Origin of the sequence: Marinimicrobium hydrolyticum (assembly GCF_030848505.1) — a bacterium.
Classification (GTDB): domain Bacteria; phylum Pseudomonadota; class Gammaproteobacteria; order Pseudomonadales; family Cellvibrionaceae; genus JAVDDU01.
Genome location: NZ_JAVDDU010000016.1, coordinates 1 through 18,771 on the forward strand (window position 1 = coordinate 1; position 18,771 = coordinate 18,771).

Consider the following 18,771-nt stretch of genomic DNA (forward strand, 5'->3'; position numbering starts at 1 on the left):
GATTATGGTTGTTCTAGCGTTAGTTGCGAAGCCGCTTTTCATGTTGGTGTCTAACCTGACACTCATTGGAAATTGGAAAAAGGGGACTAATCCTTCCTGCCCTACATGTAGTTACCCTATGGTCAAACGCTTAGCTAAGCGCGGAAAATACTCAGGCCAAAGATTTTGGGGGTGCGTCCTATACCCCCGGTGCAGTGGGAAAATTCACATTGGGTAAATGCTGAACAAGCATGGCAACAAACCGGCGCAGGCGGCTATGGATCGCTCGCAAGCTTGAGCCCGTGTGCATAGCATTACAGGTAATAGGTAAACGGAAGGAACGTATGAACTGGAACTCAGCATTAATCATCGCTTTGGCAGCCGCCACTGGCGTAATCGGTGCCCAGTATATCTTTGGTAACCAGACAGTCTTTGGTGCCGTAGCAGCCATGGGCGCCGCCCTAGCGGCAGGCCTTCTAATGGCTTGGGTGCATTCCATCCGAAAAAGCAAAGGCAATAACCGCAATGTGTAACAAGGCCGGCCAGCATAGCCCATTTCGTTGGCTGGATCTCCTTTCACTTCAACTATTTCGAGAATAGCGTGAGAATAATTACAATACTTGTAGCCTGCATTTTTATCAATGCATGTGAGACAGCTACGTCGATAGATGCAGGGCGTGATTCAAGTGCGACTTTAAGTGAGCAAGAAAAGTCATATCTCTCGCAAGCAGAATATGATGGGCGACTAATGTACGAAAAGGACATTAGGGCTGCCAACGCAACAGGCCTGCTATTAGCTAAGATAAACCCAGGAGACTACCCTAACCTTGTAGGCTGGGTTACATATCCTAATTCCGATGATTTTACGGTGTCCTTTTATCAAAGAGCTGGGGAAGAATTTGAAATAATTGCAGATGTTATCTATTCAGCATCAGAACCGCCAGTTGTAGATATTGCTCCAAGCAGGAAACCAACGGAACTAGAGGTTTCAATGGTAAAAGCTAGAATTGCCGCACTTCAACGCGGAGCTAGCCCATGTACTGAACGTCACAACACGGTAGTCCTTCCATCTCAAAGTGATGAATATTGGGATGTTTATGTATTAGCAGCGACAACTGATCCAACGCTGGTTCAGGTTGGGGGACATGTTAAGGTTACCGTGGTTAGATCTGATGCAAAAGTCATAGATGTCATGCCGTTATCTAAATCGTGCTTGGCTATAGATATAACAGAAGGAATGCCAGAGGGTGCAACTTTGGCCGCATTAACTGTAAGTCATATAGTTACAGAGATGCCAATAGCTATTCACCCTTACATTAACCTGCTCCATGATATTGATCTGGCTGTCTCCACCAAAAGAGGTTTATGGATGGTTAGTTCTGGACAAATTAAGCAACTATAACTGGCGCGGCCGGGAAATCGTTCGAAGTGATCTAGAATTGGCCCCTCATGCATAGAAAAGGCTTGTGAACACCAACGTTATGAAAAAAGAAGAAGCTGTGAAGCTTACAATGGAAAGTCAGGGGTTCTAATGAACCAACTACAAAACGCACACTCACAGGATGCTCGCTTGTCGAAATCGTACCTGGCCGAAATCGTGAGCAAAGCAAGAGCGAAATACAAAGTTCCTGCGATTGCTGTAACGGTAATGAATGCGGAAATGATTTACCTCCAGGAAGTTCAAGGGGCGCGAGTAGATGGAAAACCGGCTCAAGCCACACTCGACGACTATTTCCACATTGGTTCTTGTTCGAAATCTGTGCTCGCTGTGATGGCGGCGAAACTCATCGAGCAAAATAAGATCACCTGGCGAACGAAATTCTTCGATGTCTTCCCGGAGCTAAGAGCGAACGCAAATGGTGACTATAGCAATGTTACATTAGAGGATCTGTTTCTTTGCAAGGCGGGGATTAAGGCCTATACGAACGCAGATGTAGAGCCTTTTCCAGACTATGGGCCGTCAGTCAGCGATGAAAGACTTGAGTTTATTAAGTATCTGATCATGCAGGCACCCTCGTCCGAAAAAAAGGATAGCAAGTTTCAGCACTTGTACTCCAATGCGAGCTACACGATGGCCTCCGCAATGCTTGAAAGAGCTTCTGGCCTCAAATATGAGGATCTCGCTAGCAGGACATTGACTGAAGACCTGGGTATGGCAGTCCATATTGGCTGGCCCAACAGCGTTGCCGCGGACCAGCCATGGGGTCACGCGATTGTGAAAGGCGAAGTCGAAACATATCCGCCTGATCATGGCTACAAACTGCCAAACTTGATTGCCCCGGCGGGTGACTTGAGCATGACGCCCAGAGGTTTCGCAAATTATATGCAGTTGCACTTGCGGGGTTTAAGGGGAAACGACAACTACATAAGCAGCGGGGCGTATCAGAATATTCATTTCGGCCACGATGGGTTTTCTCTCGGTATGGCTAATGGTGTCTTGGGAGGTAAACGATTCTCCGGGTTTGATGGTTCTGCTGGGACATTTTTCTGCCGGTTCATCATTGTCCCGGAGTCAAATTTTGCTTTTACCATTATGACGAATGAAGGCACTGCTTCTGGCGCAGTGAAAGCTGTCGACTGGTTGACCATGTGGATTGCAAAAAAGCACTTCAAATGGTGGTGGAAATTCTGGTTATAAAGAATGCGGGTAAGAGCTCAGTAGCGATGGCCACTAACCCCAGCCTTTGCTGGAAAGGTTTGGGTGGAGTGGCGGGGTCGGACCTCTGCAAGTCAACTGAATCCAAAAAAGCAAACTCCCCAAACTGATTATTAACGACGTTTAGCGACACCCTTTTGAGGACAAAATGGCCCTTCTAAGATAAATGTTGGGTGTCGGTAGTAGCTAAGCCAACTGATTCTCGGGATAAATGGGGGCCGCTAAACGTGGCTACTCAGAATCCTCGATTTTCAAATCAAAATCGTTAGCTAAAAGGTGTACCCCACTTAAAACATGGTTTCGATTTTCTATCTCTAGGGCATTGAAACACTTGTCCCTATATTGCCTATTTTCTAAAAATTTTCGCAATGCTTTTTTCAGCTCAGGGGTTACAGGATAGGCGCTTTCTGCTTTCAATATAGCTTCTTGGGGGAGAGGGCCATGATGTCGAAGTACAGCTAAATCAATTGAATCTCTAGATTCTATACTTGCATCTGCCCAACGATCAGCGTTGGCCAAAAGTTTTTCTGTGCATTGATCCTCATGATCAAGGCTGGGAATTGAAGGCCAAGCGTAGTATTTAGGTGGATTAAGGCTTATGCGTGCTTCAGCCACAATTTCAAATTTGATCGGTGTTTGGTCGGCAACAACGAGAAATCGTATACCGTATTGATCAGCTTTTAACTCACGAGGAAACTCTAGACGCGTAAAGGGGACAGACGCGTAAAGGGGACAGATTTATTTTTTCGGGTGTTGGACGAGAAATAAATCTGTCCCGTTTTACTTTAAGAACCTTGAAGATATGACTTTTTCCGATGAGGAAATTGACGCATTTTTGCCAAAGAGTCTGAAAAAGTGCTAACAAGCGACTGTTATCGCCCCTTCAGGACTGGGACGGCCTTTTCGCCGCTGCTTGGCTAAGTCCGCCCCAAAGCCGGGCGTTAGTGCGACAAGCAAAGCTTGGGGCATTCTTGCAGGGTGAAAGTCCCTATCGGGTAAGGCCTAGCCAGCCACCCGTATCGAGTCTTGCGCGCTGCGCGGAGTCTGTGGATCGCTAATACTTTCCGGTGCGAGGGGCAACCCTTCCACAAGCAGCCGAACAACCAGCGTGAAGCGTAGAGAGAGAATGACATAGGCCATAGGGATTGCGTGATCCTGAAGTGTTGGTATCGCTCCGACAATATGCTTGTCCTGACTGACGAGGCTTGTAACGCCGTCGAAGTCCATGCAAAGCAACCGGTTTGGCAAGGTTGTGGCAAGTCAGCGGAGTTATCAAACCGTGGCATGTGTCAAGAGAGGCTCCAGGAACTTGTGACCCCTACATGGGGTAGGGGGTAGAGCGACGCAGGAGCCAAAGCTGCAGATCCAAAGTTGCTCCTGCAGGAGGCAGGTATAGAAGCCGAGTAAACCACGAGGCCAACGATGGCACTTTGGAAGTCGGACCAGTCCATAGTAGTTTGAGCAGGGGAAAGCCTTGTACATGGCGAAGGGACTGGCAGTTATATCACGGTGTGCAACAGACACATAGCCCGGACAAAGTAGGGCTGGACTCACTATGACAACCGCATTGCACGCCATAGTATTTAAGGCACAAACCCACCCCACGCATCGGTTTCAGAATCTGTATGGACTGCTGGACTCTGAATTACTGGTACAAAGCTGGGGTCAGCTCAACAAGCAATCGGCACCGGGCATTGATGGCAAAACCGTTGATGACTACCGCCCACGCTTGATGAGTCTTTATACTTCCTATACTCCGGCGGATCCTTCTGTATTTTTACTGCTCCAGTTTTCCAGCCAACCCATTAAGACCCACCCCGTCAACAACACCCGAACCCTCTGGCGGTATTTCGGCCGCCTGATCAAGGGATATACGGATTCCAATCCAACAAGGCGCCATCCGTGTCAAACGCCGCTAAATTGTCGCGGGATTGACCGCCGGCCGTGCTAAAGCTGCCCCCCGCGTAGATCACCCAATTGTCAATGGCGAGTGTGGATACAGAGCCGCCGGCACCCGGATTCCAATCCAACAGCGCGCTATTCATGTCAAACGCCGCCAAACGGTCGCGGGATTCACCCCCGGCCGTGCCAAAAAAGCCCCCCGCGTAGATCACCCCATTGTCAATGGCGAGTGTTAATACCCTAGCGCTGGCACCCGGACTCCAATCCAGCAAGGTGCCATTTGTGTCAAACGCCGCCAAATGGTCGCGGGATTCACCGCCGGCCGAGGTAAACCAGCCCCCCGCGTAGATCACCCCATTGTCAATGGCGAGTGTGTCTACCGTACTATCGGCACCCGGATTCCACTCCAGCAGCGCGCCATTCGTGTCAAACGCCACCAAACGGTCGCGGGATTCACCACCGGCCGAGGTAAACCACCCCCCTGCGTAGATCACCCCATGGTCTATGGCGAGTGTTTCTACCGTGCCATTGGCACCCGGATTCCAATCCAGCAAAGTGCCATTTGTGTCAAACGCCGCCAAATGGTCGCGGGATTGACCGCCGGCCGTGCCAAAGTTGCCCCCCGCGTAGATCACCCCATTGTCAATGGCGAGTGTGTTTACCCTCCTATCGGCACCCGGATTCCACTCCAGCAATGTGCCATCCGTGTCAAACGCCGCCAAATGGTCGCGGGATTCACCGCCGACCGTGGTAAACATGCCCCCCGCGTAGATCACCCCATTGTCAATGGCGAGTGTGTTTACCCAGCTGTTTGCACCCGGATTCCAATCTAACAACGCGCCATTCGTGTCAAACGCCGCCAAACGGTCGCGGGATTCACCGCCGACCGTGGTAAACACGCCCCCCGCGTAGATCACCCCATTGTCAATGGCGAGTGTGACCACACTGTCGCTGGCACCCGGACTCCAATCCAGCAAGGTGCCATCCGTGTCAAACGCCGCTAAATTGTCGCGGGATTGACCGCCGGCCGAGGCAAAGTTACCGCCCGCGTAAATCACCCCATTGTCAATGGCGAGTGTGTTTACCCTGCCCTTGGCACCCGGACTCCAATCCAGCAAAGTGCCATCCGTGTCAAACGCCGCCAAACGGTCGCGGAATTTACCGCCGGCCGAGAAAAATTCACCGCCCGCGTAGATCACCCCATTGTTAATGGCGAGTGTGTTTACCCAGCTGTTTGCACCCGGATTCCAATCCAACAACGCGCCATTCGTGTCAAACGCCGCCAAACGGTCGCGGGATTCACCGCCGGCCGAGGTAAACCAGCCCCCTGCGTAGATCACCCCATTGTCAATGGCGAGTGTGAACACATCGTCGTTGGCTCCCGGATTCCAATCCAGCAAGGTGCCATTCGTGTCAAACGCCGCCAGACCCATTCGGGATTGACCGCCGGCCGTGCTAAAGCCGCCCCCCGCGTAGATCACCCCATTGTCAATGGCCAACGTGCGTACCACCTCAAAGCTCCCGAGGCTGGTACCCGGATTCCAGTCCACCAAGTCGCCATCCGTGTCAAACGCCGCCAGACCCATTCGGGATTCACCGCCGGCCGTGCTAAAGTCGCCCCCCGCGTAGATAACCTTATTGTCAATGGCTAAGGTTCTTACCGTGCTGTTGGCCCCCGGATTCCAAGCTGTCAATTGGCCGGCGGCACTTACGTGCGCCAGACGACTGCGCGGCTCACCATCGACAGTTGTGAAACTGCCGCCAATGTACCAACCGCCGTTGCCATCGGATATCGCCGTATAAACTGTACCTTCAACCATCGGCCAAGCCAGCGGATGATCTACATCATCGCCCGCGGCCGGCAGAGCAATGCCCCTGCCGGTTCGGGGGGCGAAGTGCGTAAATAAGCCACCGACATAGAGGCGACCATCGGCGTCTACCACGGACGCGGTCACTATCCCACTCAGACCGGGGACGTTGGGCCTAAAGCTCGTCCAACTGGTAACGGCGTCATTGGTTTCCAAAGCGACATATACGGGTTCACCCTTGGTAAGCCCGCTCAGCTCAAGAGGCGGGGTGACGTCCAGCTTCAAGGTGGCGCCATAAGCGGCGTAGTTGTCAATCTCCGTTTCCGGGTCGTGAGCGATTATCAAATTGTAGCTGCTGCCGCTTTCGGTGGCCCAGTTGAGTGTGGCGCTTTCCCGATCTATTGAGTGCACCTGCAGGTCACCCCGATGGCCCTGAGTTAACCAGGGCCGTGTTGGTCGAAATTGGGCGGTCACGCTCAAACTCCCGGTGACCTGGGTATCAGTACGGCTGGCACTGCTGACCCCGTCGCTCCATCCGACAAACTCAACCTCTGGGCCGGGTACCGCCATCACTTCACTGCCGTCCGCGCCGTGAGTGACCTCTTGGCTGCCTTTGCCGTTGAGACTGCCACCGTCACCAGCGCTGTAGCTGAGCGTGTAGGTATTGATCGCAAAGCTGGCGCCGACGCTCAAGTCGGTCGTAATGCCGGTATCGGTACGCGGGTTCGTGGTGCTGCCGTCACTCCAACTGACGAAGTGATGGCCCTCGGCGGGCACGGCTTCGATGACGGAGCCGTTCGCGCCGTGGGGGATCTGCTGAGCGCTGTCGCCTTCCAGGCTGCCCCCTTCACCAGCGCTGTAGTTAAGCGTGTAGGTATTGATCGCAAAGCTGGCGCCGACGCTCAGGTCGGTCGTAATGCCGGTATCGGTACGCGGGTTCGTGGTGCTGCCGTCACTCCAACTGACGAAGTGATGGCCCTCGGCCGGCACGGCTTCGATGACGGAGCCGTTCGCGCCGTGGGGGATCTGCTGAGCGCTGTCGCCTTCCAGGCTGCCACCGTCACCAGCGCTGTAGCTGAGCGTGTAGGTATTGATCGCAAAGCTGGCGCCGACGCTCAGGTCGGTCGTAATGCCGGTATCGGTACGCGAACTGGCGGTACTGCCGTCACTCCAGCTGACGAAGTGGTAGCCCTCATCCGCTACGGCGGTGACAGTACTGGCATCGGCGCCCTCATCCACGCTTTGCTGCGCAGCGCCCTCGATGCTACCACCGTCATCGGCGCTGTAGGTCACCTCGTAGGTGTTCGACCCGGGCGGGTTAGGGGCGGGGTCGGGGTCGGAGAAGTTGGGAGCGCCGCCGCTACCGCCACCGCCACAAGCACTGAGAAAACCAAAGAACGTGAAAAGAAACAGCCAATAGGTCAAGCGAGAGAGGGGCATCAGCGGGTATACACCTTTGAGAAAGTGGTTTGTGTGACGCGGGGCGAGCCGTGCTCCCTCTAACGCCTAAGAGGGGGCGCGTCATTCGGGTTCCGCCCAGTTTAACCGCTCAGTGGCTGTTGTTTCCACACCGGTCGCCGCCCCGATGTGAACTCGGCCCCTAAAAGGGATGCGTGGATCCCACGCCACGCTGATCCGCCATGCGCTATCCGGTCACCACCGTGCGAAGAGCTATCACAGCGAGGAAGATCGCAATCCCGGTTGGTAATCCCACTCTATCAGCCCAAGAAAGCTCATCGATATCAGTGTACCAGGTGGCCTAGCAAACCTAGGGTCCGGGAAATGGCTACTCACCGAACATAGTCACCTAGCGCCTGCTAATCCTCATACAGCTTACCCACGGAGAACTGGCCGCTAAACGTGATTACTCAGAATCCTCGATTTTCAGGTCAAAATCGTTAGCTAAAAGGTGCACCCCACTTAAAATATGGCTTCGATTTTCTATCTCTAGAGCATTGAAACACTTGTCCCTATATTGGCGATTGTCTAAAAATTTTCGCAAGGCTTTTTTCAGCTCAGGGATTACAGGATAGGCGCTTTCTGCTTTCAGTATCGCTTTTTTGGGAAGAGGGCCATGATGTCGGAGTACGGCTAAATCAATTAAATCTCTGGATTCTATGCTTGTATCTGCCCAACGATCAGCATTGGCCAAAAGTTTTTCGGTACATTGATCCTCATGATCAAGGCAGGGAATCGAAGGCCAAACGTAGTATTTAGGAGGGTTAAGGCTTATACGTGCTTCAGCCACAATTTCAAATTTGATCGGTGTTTGGTCGGCAACAACTAGAAATCGTATACCGTATTGATCAGCTTTTAGGGCACGAGGGAACTCTAAGTGAGTAGAGTCGGAGAAAAAAATACTTGGTTGAAAATTCGCGTCGGCTACGATTTCTCGTAGACGCCGATAGCCGGGACCCACAGGGCATATAAAGTCTACATCTCTACTCCAGCGGTACTCATTATTTAAGAGAGTTATAAGAGTTCCGCCGCCAAAGCATGCCCCCACTTCTTCAATTATGCCAACATTTAAAGAATTTAGGATTAGGTGTATTTTTTGATGGTGGGTGTGGTCAAACACTAGTTTGCAGCCAAGATCCTTTAGATTTAGCCAAAGCAGCGATATATTGTCTTTCCTGAGGCGCAATATCTGCTAGAACTCCCTTGTAGTCCCAGCCGCGCTCATATCGGTCAAGAATTTCATCGTCGCTCAATAAGTTTACATTGCGCAGATCCCAGCACACTGCCTCTAAGAAAGGTAGTCTTTCCGGTCTCTGAAGAGTGTCTATGGCTCGTGTCTTCACGGCTAACCTATTGATTTAAAAAGACTCTTTCTGCTTGTATGACTCTGCGTTTATGCTTGCAAAAAGCGTAGCGTCAGAAAGGCCTAAATGTCAATATCAATCCTCTGCTAATTTTACCTATTTCCCCAGTTGGACTTCCAGTAACGGGTGAAATCTAGTGTGGCCACTCACCGAGCATAGGCGCGTAGCGCCCGGTAATCCTCGTAGAGCTGGTCAACGGAAAACTGGCGAATGCCGTGGCGGTTGATGTCGGGAGTGAACACCGCTTGCAATTGACCACGCGGATTGAGCAGGTAGAGCGTCATGCCGTGGCTGACGTTATAGCGCTCCGGATTTTCTCGGCGCTCATCTTCATCAATGAACGCCACTATCCCCAAACCTTGCTCGAACCCTTTGGCATTCTCAGGTTGGTTTGTGGTCAGCCCCACAAAATCATCGTGAAAGTGCGGCACATAAGCCGCCAGCTGTTCCACGGTATCGCGCTCACTGTCCACGGTATAAAACAAGGCTCCCAGATCATCCGTATCACCTTCAGCTTGCAGTCGATCCATAAGCTGGGACAGTGTCACCAACGTCATGGGGCAAATATCCGGGCAGTAGGTGAAGCCGTAGGACACAAAGTGCCAACGGCCCAAAAGCTCGTCCTGAGTAAACGTATTGCCATGGTGGTCGAGAAGAGAAAAGGTCCCTAGAGGCCTAGGAGGTTGAACGACGTTACCACTGATGTCCGGTGCGGGTGAATGATTGTTGAACACCAGTACCGCAATGAGCCCCGTTGTCAGAATGGCCACCAAAGTGGCCACCACCAACAACGACCTTGCGGGAGATTTGGAGCTGGCCGCCTTCATTCCCGTTTAATCCCCGAAGCTGAAAAACGCCAAGCGGTTTAAATAGATGTAATCCGCCTCAATCGCCATCAGGGCGATGAAGATAAAAATCACTACTGTGGGCACGGTAATCAAAAGCTTCAATGCCATCCGCTCCCAGGCGAAGTGCATAAAAATGTAAATGATAAAACCAGCCTTTAGGACCATAAAGAACAAAATCAGTGACCACCGCAGGTAACCCTGCAGGTCGTAGTAGTCCACCATATAAGAGAAAACGCTGAATACAAAAAGCAGCAGCCAGGCCTTTAAATAAATGCCTATCGAGTGCTGCTGGTCACCGGTTTGTTCATCACTGGTTGCGTCACTCATCACTCAACCTCACCACAAATAGAAAAAGGCAAAAATAAATACCCAGACCAAATCCACAAAGTGCCAGTAGAGGCCGGCGATTTCTACCGACTCATAGCCACGCTGTTCGTAGTAACCACGCTTAACCCGAAACGCGATCACCAGTAGATAAATCACGCCGCCGGTAACGTGTAAGCCATGGAAGCCGGTGATCATAAAAAAGCTGGCACCGAACTGAGAGGCACCCATGGGATTGCCCCAAGGACGCACGCCCTGGTTAAAGATAAGGTCGGCCCACTCGAAAACTTGAAAGCCTAAAAACACTAAGCCAAGGATAGCCGTGGCGAGCATAAAGCGGAACGTCAGGATACGCTTCTTTTGGTAGCCGTAATTCACCGCCATGGCCATGGTGCCGCTACTGGTAATCAGAATGAACGTCATGATGGCGATCAGCAGCAGCGGAAAGTGAATGCCGGCAATTTCCATGGCAAACACTTCACTGGTACTGGGCCAGGGATCGGTGGCAGACATGCGGACCGCCATATAGCCCACCAGAAACAGGCTGAATATAAATGTGTCGCCCACCAGGAAAACCCACATCATGAGTTTGGCCCAGGGCATATCAAATGCCTGCTTGTCTGCTGACCAGTCGGTTACGACGGTTTGCCAGCTGGATTCCTCTTTGTTGGTTGTGGTCTCCATAGCCTTCATCCTATAGGCCGCACAAAGCGGCGAGGGTGCGATAGGTTTCTTCTGAGCTGGCCAATAGCCCGAACATCAGTACCCAGACCACCAGCAAGTAATGCCAGTAGGTGGTACAGAGCTTGACGCTACCGCCGATCAGATCGAGCGACTTCCCCTTCCAAAACCCCATAAGCGGCTTGACCAGCACCACCAGTCCCGCCACCAAATGCAAACCATGCAAAGCAGTCAACAAGTAAAAGTAACTGGATGACGGGTTGGCTCGCACTCCGTATCCCATGTCGCTAAGCTGTTGCCACAACCAGAGCTGGGCCAGCAAAAACTGAAGCGCAAAGAAAATAGCACCCACTAAGGCCAGCAAGCACAACTTGGGTCGAGCCGCCCGAGATGCCATCAGAGCGATTTGCATAGCCAAGCTACTTAAAAGCAACAGTGATGTGTTGAACCAGAGGCGTGTGGTGTCTGTAAATGGCTGCCAGGGCTCGCCTGCCAGAGCTTGGAAACCTGGGAATTGCGAATGCGTCAGAAACGTAATGACCAACAAAGAAAAGAACACCGTCGCGACCGCCAGAAAGAAATACAGAGCGATTCGTTTCGACGCGAAGTCTGTGGCTGGGGGCTCAGCGGCAACGGGTACGCCACCGGGCGCGGCCAACCACGGTTTTTCCGTTAATCTTCCCCAAAGATTCATACTTCCTGCTCCTGATAGGCGCCGTTCTCATCGAGCATCATGACTTGCTCTGTGGGCACGTTTTGAGGAATAAAGTCCTGCTTAACGCCAGGTACCCCATAGGCATAAGCCCAGCGATACACCACCGGTAGAGAGTCGCCCCAATTGCCGTGTCTTGGGGGTTGCTCGGGGGTTTGCCATTCAAGCGAGGCGGCGCCCCAAGGGTTTGGATCGGCCTTTTTCCCGTGCTTGAAGCTCCACACAATATTGATGATAAAGAGCAGCTGCGCCAGTGCCACTATGATTGCCGATACGGTGACGCCGGCGTTCAACATGTGCGCTGTGTCTGGAATAAAATCGGTGTCCGCAAACGAAAAATAACGCCGTGGAAGACCGAGAATGCCCAGATAGTGAATGGGTAGAAAGACCGCATAAGCACCCAGGAAGGTAATCCAGAAATGCCATTTTCCCAGCCCCTCATGAAACATGCGCCCGGTCATTAACGGATACCAGTGATAGATGGCGGCGAACAAAACCATGATTGGGGAGACACCCATGACCATATGAAAGTGCGCCACCACAAAGTAGGTGTCAGACAAAGGCACGTCCACGATCACGTTGCCCAAAAACAGCCCGCTAAGTCCCCCGTGGATAAAGGTAAAAATAAAACCGATGGCGAAAATCATTGGCACAGTCAGCTTGATATTGCCTTGCCAGAGGGTCAGTACCCAGTTGTACACCTTAATCGCCGTGGGAATGGCGATGATGAGCGTGGTAGTGGCAAAGAAAAAGCCGAAGGTGGGGTTCATACCGCTGACGTACATATGGTGCGCCCAGACTACGAAACTGAGCAGCCCGATCACCACGATGGCCCATACCATCATGCGGTAGCCAAAGATATTTTTACGCGCATGGGTGGCTAGTACATCCGACACCATGCCAAACGCCGGTAGCGCCACAATATACACTTCGGGATGACCGAAGAACCAAAACAGGTGTTGAAACAATAGGGGACTGCCGCCGGAGTGATCCACCGCCTCGCCGAGAGAGATCAGCGCGGGCATAAAAAAACTGGTGCCCACCAGTTTGTCCATGGCCATCATAATGGCGCTCACTAGCAAAGCGGGGAATGCCAGCAAACCCATCACGGTAGCGATGAAAATACCCCACAGGGTCAACGGCATGCGCATCAGTGTCATGCCAGCGGTGCGCGCCTGCAAAATGGTGGTGACGTAGTTCAGCCCGCCCATGGTAAACGCCACGATAAAAATGGCCAGGGAGACGATCATTAACACAATGCCTAAGTCCACGCCGGGTGTTCCGGGCAGAATGGCTTGCGGCGGATAAAGCGTCCAGCCTGCCCCCGTGGGACCTCCGGGCACAAAAAAGCTGGCGAGCAACACCAACACCGACAAAAAATACGTCCAAAAACTGAGCATGTTGAGGTAGGGGAAAGCCATGTCCCGCGCGCCAATCATAAGCGGGATCAGATAATTACCGAATCCCCCGAGTAACAGCGCTGTAAGCAAATAAACCACCATGATCATCCCATGCATGGTGGCAAACTGCAGGTACGTATTGGGGTTAATAAACTCAAAGGTGTCAGGGAAGCCTAACTGGAGACGCATCAAGGCGGACAGAACCAGCGCCACTACACCCACAAAAATAGCGGTGACACCATACTGAATGGCGATCACCTTATGATCTTGGCTCCATATGTATTTGCTGACAAACGTGGTCGGGTCGTGCATGTGCACGGGTTGATCGGCAATTGCGGTGTAGCTCATCCCTTATGCCCTCGAAGCTTTTTTTGCCTTTAATTGGGTGTGCTGCCTGCTAGAGACTATTGATGTAAGTAATTAGATCCAGCATGGCCTGGTCGTTGTGTATGGTGCGCGCCATCATCATCATTTGACTGCCGTAGTAATCGCGGGAGTGGCTGCCGCGAATGCCGCGCTGATAATTTTCAAGTTGCTGTTTTAGGTACCAGTCATGCTGGCCAGCCAACGGTGGTGCGCTTGTGGCGTAGTTGCCGCGACCATCGTCACCATGGCAGCTGGCGCAATTGCGATACAGGGATTCGCCGCGACGAATGTCGCGATCGATGGTCGTTGGTGCAGGTTCGTCCGGAAGGGTGTCAATGTAGGCCACTACATGATCGATAGCCTCTTCGGTGGGCAGCACCGCCATCATGGCCGCCATTTGTTGGCCGTAGACATCGTCCTGGTGAAATCCTCGGACTCGGTCGTTGTAAAACCTGAGTTGGCGTTGCAGGTACCAGGTGGGTAATCCGCTGATTTTCGGGGCGTTCATCGCGCGGTTGCCTTGGCCTTCAGGCCCATGACAGCTGGCGCAAGAGGCGTATAGACTTTGGCCAGTTGCAGCGTCTCCAATAGGCTGCTGGGTTTGTGCGAATGTGGGGTGCTGCGCTAGCCAAGCAGCGTGATCCTCCGGTGATTCCACCACGACTTTTCCGCGCATGGCGTGATGGGCCATGCCACACAACACCATGCACACAACATCGAACTCGCCAATGCGTGTTGGCTCCAGCCAAAAGGACGTTACCATGCCGGGCACCATATCAATCTTGGCGCGAAAGTGAGGCACAGCAAAGTTGTGAATCACATCCTTGGCGCGCATGACCAGCCGCACTGGCTGGTCCACGGGTAAATGTAAAATGTTTCCGAAGACCAGAATGTCATCTTGCCCGGCGGGGTCGCTGGGGTCTATACCGAAGGGGTTGTCTTCACTCATAAAGCGCGGGTGGGTTTCCCCAAGCTGACCGTCTTCGCCGGGAAAGCGATACATCCAGTGCCACTGTTGCCCCAGGACTTCCACCTCGGCGGACTCTTCCGGAGGCGTAACAAAATCGCCCCATACAATTAAGCCGGGAGCCAGCATCGCGGCTATACCTAAAGTGGTCAGACCGCCGAGCCACAGCTCGAGTTTTTTGTTTTCGGGATCGTAATGGGAGCGACGTTCTTTCTTATATCGGTACTGGTAAATCGCGTAGGCCATGAACAGGTTCACGGCAACAAATACGATGCCCGTCACCCAAAAGGTAATGTTGATGGTGGTATCGATTGCACTCCAGTTTGAAGCGATGGGAGTAAGCCACCAAGGGCTGAGGATGTGCAGTAAAACAGTGCCCAACACCAGTAGAACTATAACAATTGCCAGTACCATAAGCGCCCTTGCTCCGGGTAGAAATGCTGTTTTGTATTGTTCGTATAGCTCCCGAAGGAGATCAGGGCAGGGCCTGGACCGGCCTCTGCCCTGACAATATGTCCTTAATGTTGAGCTTAATGCGTCACGGTGCCCAGCGGATGAATCGGTACCAGCGTCTTTGTAGTCCTATGAGCCATCCGGGCGCCGCATCACCGTCGCCAGCGGCGTGTATTCTTGGATGTTTTGCGAGTACGCTTTTTAATGTCTCTTCTTGATTAGCGTGCACATCGATAATTAAGACGTGTTTACCCGAGGCCAGGGCTTTTTCAAATTTTCGGTAATCGTGGTGGGGCCGTTGTATGCCTATAAAGCCCCCCTCCCAAGTGCAAAAGCCGAGCAGGATGATGGATAGAAATATAACGGGTATCCACAAATACCCTTGTTCAAGTCCGATGATATAGGCTGCCGCCAAGGGTATGAGTGCGACGACGACCCCCACAACGAAGCCGATTTTGGTTGAGTGCACGACATCCTGTCGCAGTAAAGATTCGACGCCGTGAAGATGGTGGTTTTCCACTCCCGCTTCATTATTGCTGAGAATATGAATCTGGGGCCAGTCGATGTTTTGACTTTCCAGATCCCTTTCCAATACTTCCAAATCATCCAAGTCGTTGCTGAGGTAGAAATGACGTTTCATAGTTGCCACCTACTCTTTGCTAGTTTGCTTTGTGTGTTGACGGCTCAGCGAAACCGCCCAAAACAGCAAGACCGGTCGGAACCGAGTTTGTCGCGCGCTCGTTTTAAACACGCTAAAAAACTACCTGTTTATTCCCGCTCCATTGGATGTTGGTATCAGAGTACCGCATTCTGCAGAGGGTGTTAATGATTCGGGGCGGGACTTCCCAAGGAGGTAATGCACGACTGGGATAGTTGTAATATCAGAGGCGGTTATTATTTGCAAAAGCTATGAAAACAGCGTCTGAATTAACATTTTCGGCTCCGTTATGAGTATTCCTGATTTGTAGCAAACTTAATATGAGGATTCAGTTTAATGACCTACCACCGTTGAGGTGGGTAATGTCTACCGATAAGTGAATAGCTTGAGTTGGCCAGAGTGCCAGAGGAAGGTGCGAACCACTGGACTCTATGCCGGAGTGGGGCGGAGTAGCTGAAGCCTCCCAGCCGCTTCGGATGCACAATGGGCTCGATTGTTTGGCTGACAACGGTCAGGTTGAGCGACTCTGAATAGATTTGTGACCTGCTACGTTGACAATTGCTGGATATAGAAATCCGTACTAACCCACTGAATTGATATAAGCAAAACATTGAAATCCCCCTGGAATCCACTATATTTCCTAATAAGCCGCCAAAAAGGCACTTTGGGCGCTGATTGCGTTGAATTATGCGTCATTCATGATAAGTGCCTGCTTTGAGCTGGGTTTTTAAGAAAAAGATAAACGGGCAGAGCCGCACCGCAAGGGCGGCGGTGAGAGGAAACGTGAAGCGCAGAGACGTACTAGCGGGGATCTTGGGGGGCGTTGGCTTTACGGCTGGAAACGCTTGCCTGTGGCATCTGGCTGACAAGCATTCGACGCCAGCGGCTTCCGCCGATTCAGGCCATGTGGTTCTGGATGACGACCCCTATAACGTTATGAAGGAGGGGCTGAAGCCTGTACAGATTGAGCCTGAGACGGTGATACGGGCCACGGTGGGCGAAGCGACAGATCTTCCTGACTCGGCCTATGTAAAGGCAGCCCAACCGGAAGCATTAAAGCCGTCAACAGCGAAGTTGGAGGGAGGCCTGAAGCCAGAGCAGCTGGATAAGGGCGAACCTCCGGTAGTGGATACATCCACCGACCTACTGGATAAAGTGCGCAATTTCGATGGTGATTTTGTGGACGATGTCTATCTGACGGAAGCCGAACGGCCAACGTTGCACTCGTTGTTCCTGCGCTTTGAGAACGCTGAAAAGGTTATCGGTCACGGCAATTTCAATTTGCTCAGCTTTGACAAGCTGTTCCAGTACGGCCGAAACTTCTCGCAGATTGGCCGTTTTACCAAGCCGGAATTCGCGTTGATTGACAAGCTGTTTTTCACTGAGGCAGAAAATTACGGTTTTTTTGGCCGACGAGTCACAACAGAATTAACCGCCCGGATACCCGTTGAGGACACGGTTAAAATTCCCCGCTCAGGCCATTTTTTGTTAAAAGGTGACGCTACCTCGCAGTACGAGAAATTACAGCGGGATATTGGTGACAGCATCATTCTTACCTCGGGTATACGGGGTAATGTTAAGCAAATGCATTTGTTTGTGGCCAAGTGCCTGAGTTCCAACTACAACCTGTCCAGGGCGTCGCGCTCTCTGGCGCCGCCGGGGCATTCGTATCATGGTATCGGGGATTTCGATGTCGGTCGCGTGGGTTGGGGTTATGCGAACTTCACCGATAAATTTGCTCAAACAGATGAGTTTAAGCGCATGCAGGATTTGGGTTACGTCCGTATTCGCTACACACAAGACAATCGCTTCGGTGTGCGGTTTGAACCGTGGCACATCAAGGTCGTTTAATCTGCCGCTGAAAAACGCCTACAGCGTGGCGGACGCTGTTAACAAAGCGCCCGCCACGTTCGCGCTGATCAGTGTTCGTGACCACCGGGGCCGTGCACATGGCCGTGAGCCTTTTCTTCTTCGGTGGCGTCTCGTACTTCTGTGATTTCCACATCAAAGTTCAAGTTGACGCCTGCCAAAGGGTGGTTGCCATCAATGGTGACTTTATCGCCGTCAACAGAGTGAACTCTAACCACTTGCAGACCTTGCTCGGTTTGGGCATGAAATTCCATCCCCGCTTCGATCTTTTCCACGCCGGTAAACATGCTGGCGGGTAATTCCTGAATCATGTTTTCATCACGCTCACCATAGGCTTCTGCAGCGGGCACTGCCACAGTCAGTTTGTCGCCTACGTTTTTCCCGGCCAGCTCTTTTTCCAGGCCCGGAATAATGTTGCCGGCGCCGTGCAGATACGACAGGGGCTCCTTGCCCTCTGAGCTGTCCAACACCTGACCGGAGCTATCGGTCAGCGTGTAGTGAAAACTGGCGACGGAATTGTCGGAAATAGTCATAGTGAAACCTTTCTTTCGGGTGAGTGAAATAGTAAAGCGGCGCCCGTTAGAACCGCTCAATCCTTTTGCCGTTCAGTTCGGCTTTGTTGATGGAGATGGTATGGGAATCGCCATCCTCTTTTTGCTGCAAACGCACCAACAGGTAATCATAATCTTTGGCGAGCCAAGCGTAGGTAACCCGGTCGTCGTCGTCACGACTGCGCATGACTTTAATCGTAGCGACTTTCCCCAATGGGGTGTCGAGTACTTCTTCTTCGACCACCTCGAACGCGTAATCTCGCAAGCCGCCATTATCGGCTATCTGATAGCTGAGGCTCTCTTTGCCATCGATAAGATCTCTCTGCAGCTGCACCTGATAGCTTAACCGGTCTTGAATGTTCTTGCTGACGTCCATGTCCCAGCTTTCGCTGTCCAAGGCGTTGGTCACCTTGCCGGATTCCCAGTCAAATACCAACTTACTGTCCCGGTTTCGCCCCAGGCCGCGCCTTTTGTACACATAACGCAAAGGTTCGACTTTGCCCTCTTCGCTCCACGTAAAATCGGTGATTTCTTCAATACTGGCAAACCAGGTTTTGGCTAAAAAATGCAAACGCTGGCCGCCATTTTCCAGGTCGCTCAATTGGTGCTGCACAGTGATATTGAAACCGTACACGCGAGTTGAATACTCATTTTTAAATGTTTTGGGCATCTCAGCCGCTTGGCTGACTCCTGCGCAAAGCGGGAGAATGATGACGAAGAGCGCCAGAGCACGCTTCAAAGGCATAAGCCGACTCCTATACTTAGGGGGTCATAA

16 protein-coding genes are annotated in these 18,771 nt (G+C 52.1%); 4 read left to right on the forward strand and 12 right to left on the reverse strand.

Going from position 1 to position 18,771, the window contains the following annotated elements; translation table 11 throughout:
* The first annotated feature begins 323 nt into the window (after window positions 1-323).
* The 3 genes from RBH33_RS17325 to RBH33_RS17335 all read left to right on the forward strand — a co-directional run bounded on the left by RBH33_RS17325 (window position 324) and on the right by RBH33_RS17335 (window position 2,617).
* Entirely contained in the window at window positions 324-512 is a 189-nt protein-coding gene (locus tag RBH33_RS17325; RefSeq protein ID WP_306733483.1) for a hypothetical protein, read from the forward strand.
* 68 nt (window positions 513-580) lie between these two features.
* Window positions 581-1,381: a hypothetical protein gene (locus RBH33_RS17330; protein WP_306733484.1), complete on the forward strand. Its 801-nt coding sequence runs from the start codon at window positions 581-583 to the stop codon at window positions 1,379-1,381.
* 129 nt (window positions 1,382-1,510) lie between these two features.
* On the forward strand, window positions 1,511-2,617 hold the full coding sequence (locus tag RBH33_RS17335; protein WP_306733485.1) for a serine hydrolase domain-containing protein: 1,107 nt from the start codon (window positions 1,511-1,513) through the stop codon (window positions 2,615-2,617).
* 249 nt (window positions 2,618-2,866) lie between these two features.
* On the opposite strand, the gene RBH33_RS17340 is transcribed toward RBH33_RS17335, so the two are convergent.
* The 10 genes from RBH33_RS17340 to RBH33_RS17385 form a co-directional block, all read right to left on the reverse strand.
* Window positions 2,867-3,373 carry a nucleotidyl transferase AbiEii/AbiGii toxin family protein gene (locus RBH33_RS17340; protein WP_306733513.1) on the reverse strand — a complete coding sequence of 169 codons (507 nt, stop codon included), beginning with the start codon at window positions 3,371-3,373 and terminating at the stop codon, window positions 2,867-2,869.
* 1,124 nt (window positions 3,374-4,497) lie between these two features.
* Complete coding sequence (locus RBH33_RS17345; RefSeq protein WP_306733486.1) at window positions 4,498-7,785, reverse strand: InlB B-repeat-containing protein; 3,288 nt, start codon at window positions 7,783-7,785, stop codon at window positions 4,498-4,500.
* 424 nt (window positions 7,786-8,209) lie between these two features.
* Window positions 8,210-8,923, reverse strand: coding sequence for a nucleotidyl transferase AbiEii/AbiGii toxin family protein (locus RBH33_RS17350; RefSeq protein WP_306733487.1), 714 nt, complete (start codon window positions 8,921-8,923; stop codon window positions 8,210-8,212).
* Window positions 8,924-9,313: 390 nt separating this feature from the next.
* A complete protein-coding gene (locus tag RBH33_RS17355) occupies window positions 9,314-9,994 on the reverse strand; it encodes an SCO family protein (protein ID WP_306733488.1) in 681 nt (226 codons plus the stop codon).
* Window positions 9,995-10,000: 6 nt separating this feature from the next.
* Window positions 10,001-10,342 carry a cytochrome C oxidase subunit IV family protein gene (locus tag RBH33_RS17360; protein ID WP_306733489.1) on the reverse strand — a complete coding sequence of 114 codons (342 nt, stop codon included), beginning with the start codon at window positions 10,340-10,342 and terminating at the stop codon, window positions 10,001-10,003.
* Between the two features lie 9 nt (window positions 10,343-10,351).
* Entirely contained in the window at window positions 10,352-11,023 is a 672-nt protein-coding gene (locus RBH33_RS17365; protein ID WP_306733490.1) for a cytochrome c oxidase subunit 3, read from the reverse strand.
* Between the two features lie 10 nt (window positions 11,024-11,033).
* A complete protein-coding gene (locus tag RBH33_RS17370) occupies window positions 11,034-11,714 on the reverse strand; it encodes a cytochrome c oxidase subunit 3 (protein WP_306733491.1) in 681 nt (226 codons plus the stop codon).
* Window positions 11,711-13,480: a cytochrome c oxidase subunit I gene (locus RBH33_RS17375; RefSeq protein ID WP_306733492.1), complete on the reverse strand. Its 1,770-nt coding sequence runs from the start codon at window positions 13,478-13,480 to the stop codon at window positions 11,711-11,713. Before RBH33_RS17375 ends, RBH33_RS17370 begins: the two co-directional genes overlap by 4 nt.
* A gap of 49 nt (window positions 13,481-13,529) precedes the next feature.
* Window positions 13,530-14,879, reverse strand: coding sequence for a c-type cytochrome (locus tag RBH33_RS17380; protein ID WP_306733493.1), 1,350 nt, complete (start codon window positions 14,877-14,879; stop codon window positions 13,530-13,532).
* 124 nt (window positions 14,880-15,003) lie between these two features.
* Window positions 15,004-15,558, reverse strand: a complete 555-nt coding sequence (locus tag RBH33_RS17385) for an NAD/FAD-utilizing enzyme (protein WP_306733494.1) — start codon at window positions 15,556-15,558, stop codon at window positions 15,004-15,006.
* A gap of 801 nt (window positions 15,559-16,359) precedes the next feature.
* Between RBH33_RS17385 and RBH33_RS17390 the strand changes: the two genes are divergently transcribed.
* Window positions 16,360-17,427, forward strand: coding sequence for a M15 family metallopeptidase (locus RBH33_RS17390; RefSeq protein WP_306733495.1), 1,068 nt, complete (start codon window positions 16,360-16,362; stop codon window positions 17,425-17,427).
* A gap of 68 nt (window positions 17,428-17,495) precedes the next feature.
* Here the strand turns inward: RBH33_RS17390 and RBH33_RS17395 are convergent, their stop codons facing one another.
* Both RBH33_RS17395 and RBH33_RS17400 read right to left on the reverse strand, forming a co-directional pair.
* The gene (locus tag RBH33_RS17395; RefSeq protein WP_306733496.1) at window positions 17,496-17,978 is read right to left on the reverse strand and encodes an FKBP-type peptidyl-prolyl cis-trans isomerase; all 483 of its coding nucleotides are present in this window, start codon (window positions 17,976-17,978) and stop codon (window positions 17,496-17,498) included.
* Between the two features lie 46 nt (window positions 17,979-18,024).
* Window positions 18,025-18,741, reverse strand: coding sequence for a DUF3108 domain-containing protein (locus RBH33_RS17400; RefSeq protein ID WP_306733497.1), 717 nt, complete (start codon window positions 18,739-18,741; stop codon window positions 18,025-18,027).
* Between the last annotated feature and the right edge of the window lie 30 nt (window positions 18,742-18,771).

Coding starts and splice junctions, on each gene's coding strand:
- RBH33_RS17360 (WP_306733489.1), bottom strand. CDS start 10,342: ATGAGTGACGCAACCAGTGATGAACAAACCGGTGACCAGCAGCACTCG.
- RBH33_RS17400 (WP_306733497.1), bottom strand. CDS start 18,741: ATGCCTTTGAAGCGTGCTCTGGCGCTCTTCGTCATCATTCTCCCGCTT.
- RBH33_RS17345 (WP_306733486.1), bottom strand. CDS start 7,785: ATGCCCCTCTCTCGCTTGACCTATTGGCTGTTTCTTTTCACGTTCTTT.
- RBH33_RS17370 (WP_306733491.1), bottom strand. CDS start 11,714: ATGAATCTTTGGGGAAGATTAACGGAAAAACCGTGGTTGGCCGCGCCC.
- RBH33_RS17395 (WP_306733496.1), bottom strand. CDS start 17,978: ATGACTATTTCCGACAATTCCGTCGCCAGTTTTCACTACACGCTGACC.
- RBH33_RS17380 (WP_306733493.1), bottom strand. CDS start 14,879: ATGGTACTGGCAATTGTTATAGTTCTACTGGTGTTGGGCACTGTTTTA.
- RBH33_RS17365 (WP_306733490.1), bottom strand. CDS start 11,023: ATGGAGACCACAACCAACAAAGAGGAATCCAGCTGGCAAACCGTCGTA.
- RBH33_RS17355 (WP_306733488.1), bottom strand. CDS start 9,994: ATGAAGGCGGCCAGCTCCAAATCTCCCGCAAGGTCGTTGTTGGTGGTG.
- RBH33_RS17325 (WP_306733483.1), top strand. CDS start 324: ATGAACTGGAACTCAGCATTAATCATCGCTTTGGCAGCCGCCACTGGC.
- RBH33_RS17335 (WP_306733485.1), top strand. CDS start 1,511: ATGAACCAACTACAAAACGCACACTCACAGGATGCTCGCTTGTCGAAA.
- RBH33_RS17375 (WP_306733492.1), bottom strand. CDS start 13,480: ATGAGCTACACCGCAATTGCCGATCAACCCGTGCACATGCACGACCCG.
- RBH33_RS17385 (WP_306733494.1), bottom strand. CDS start 15,558: ATGAAACGTCATTTCTACCTCAGCAACGACTTGGATGATTTGGAAGTA.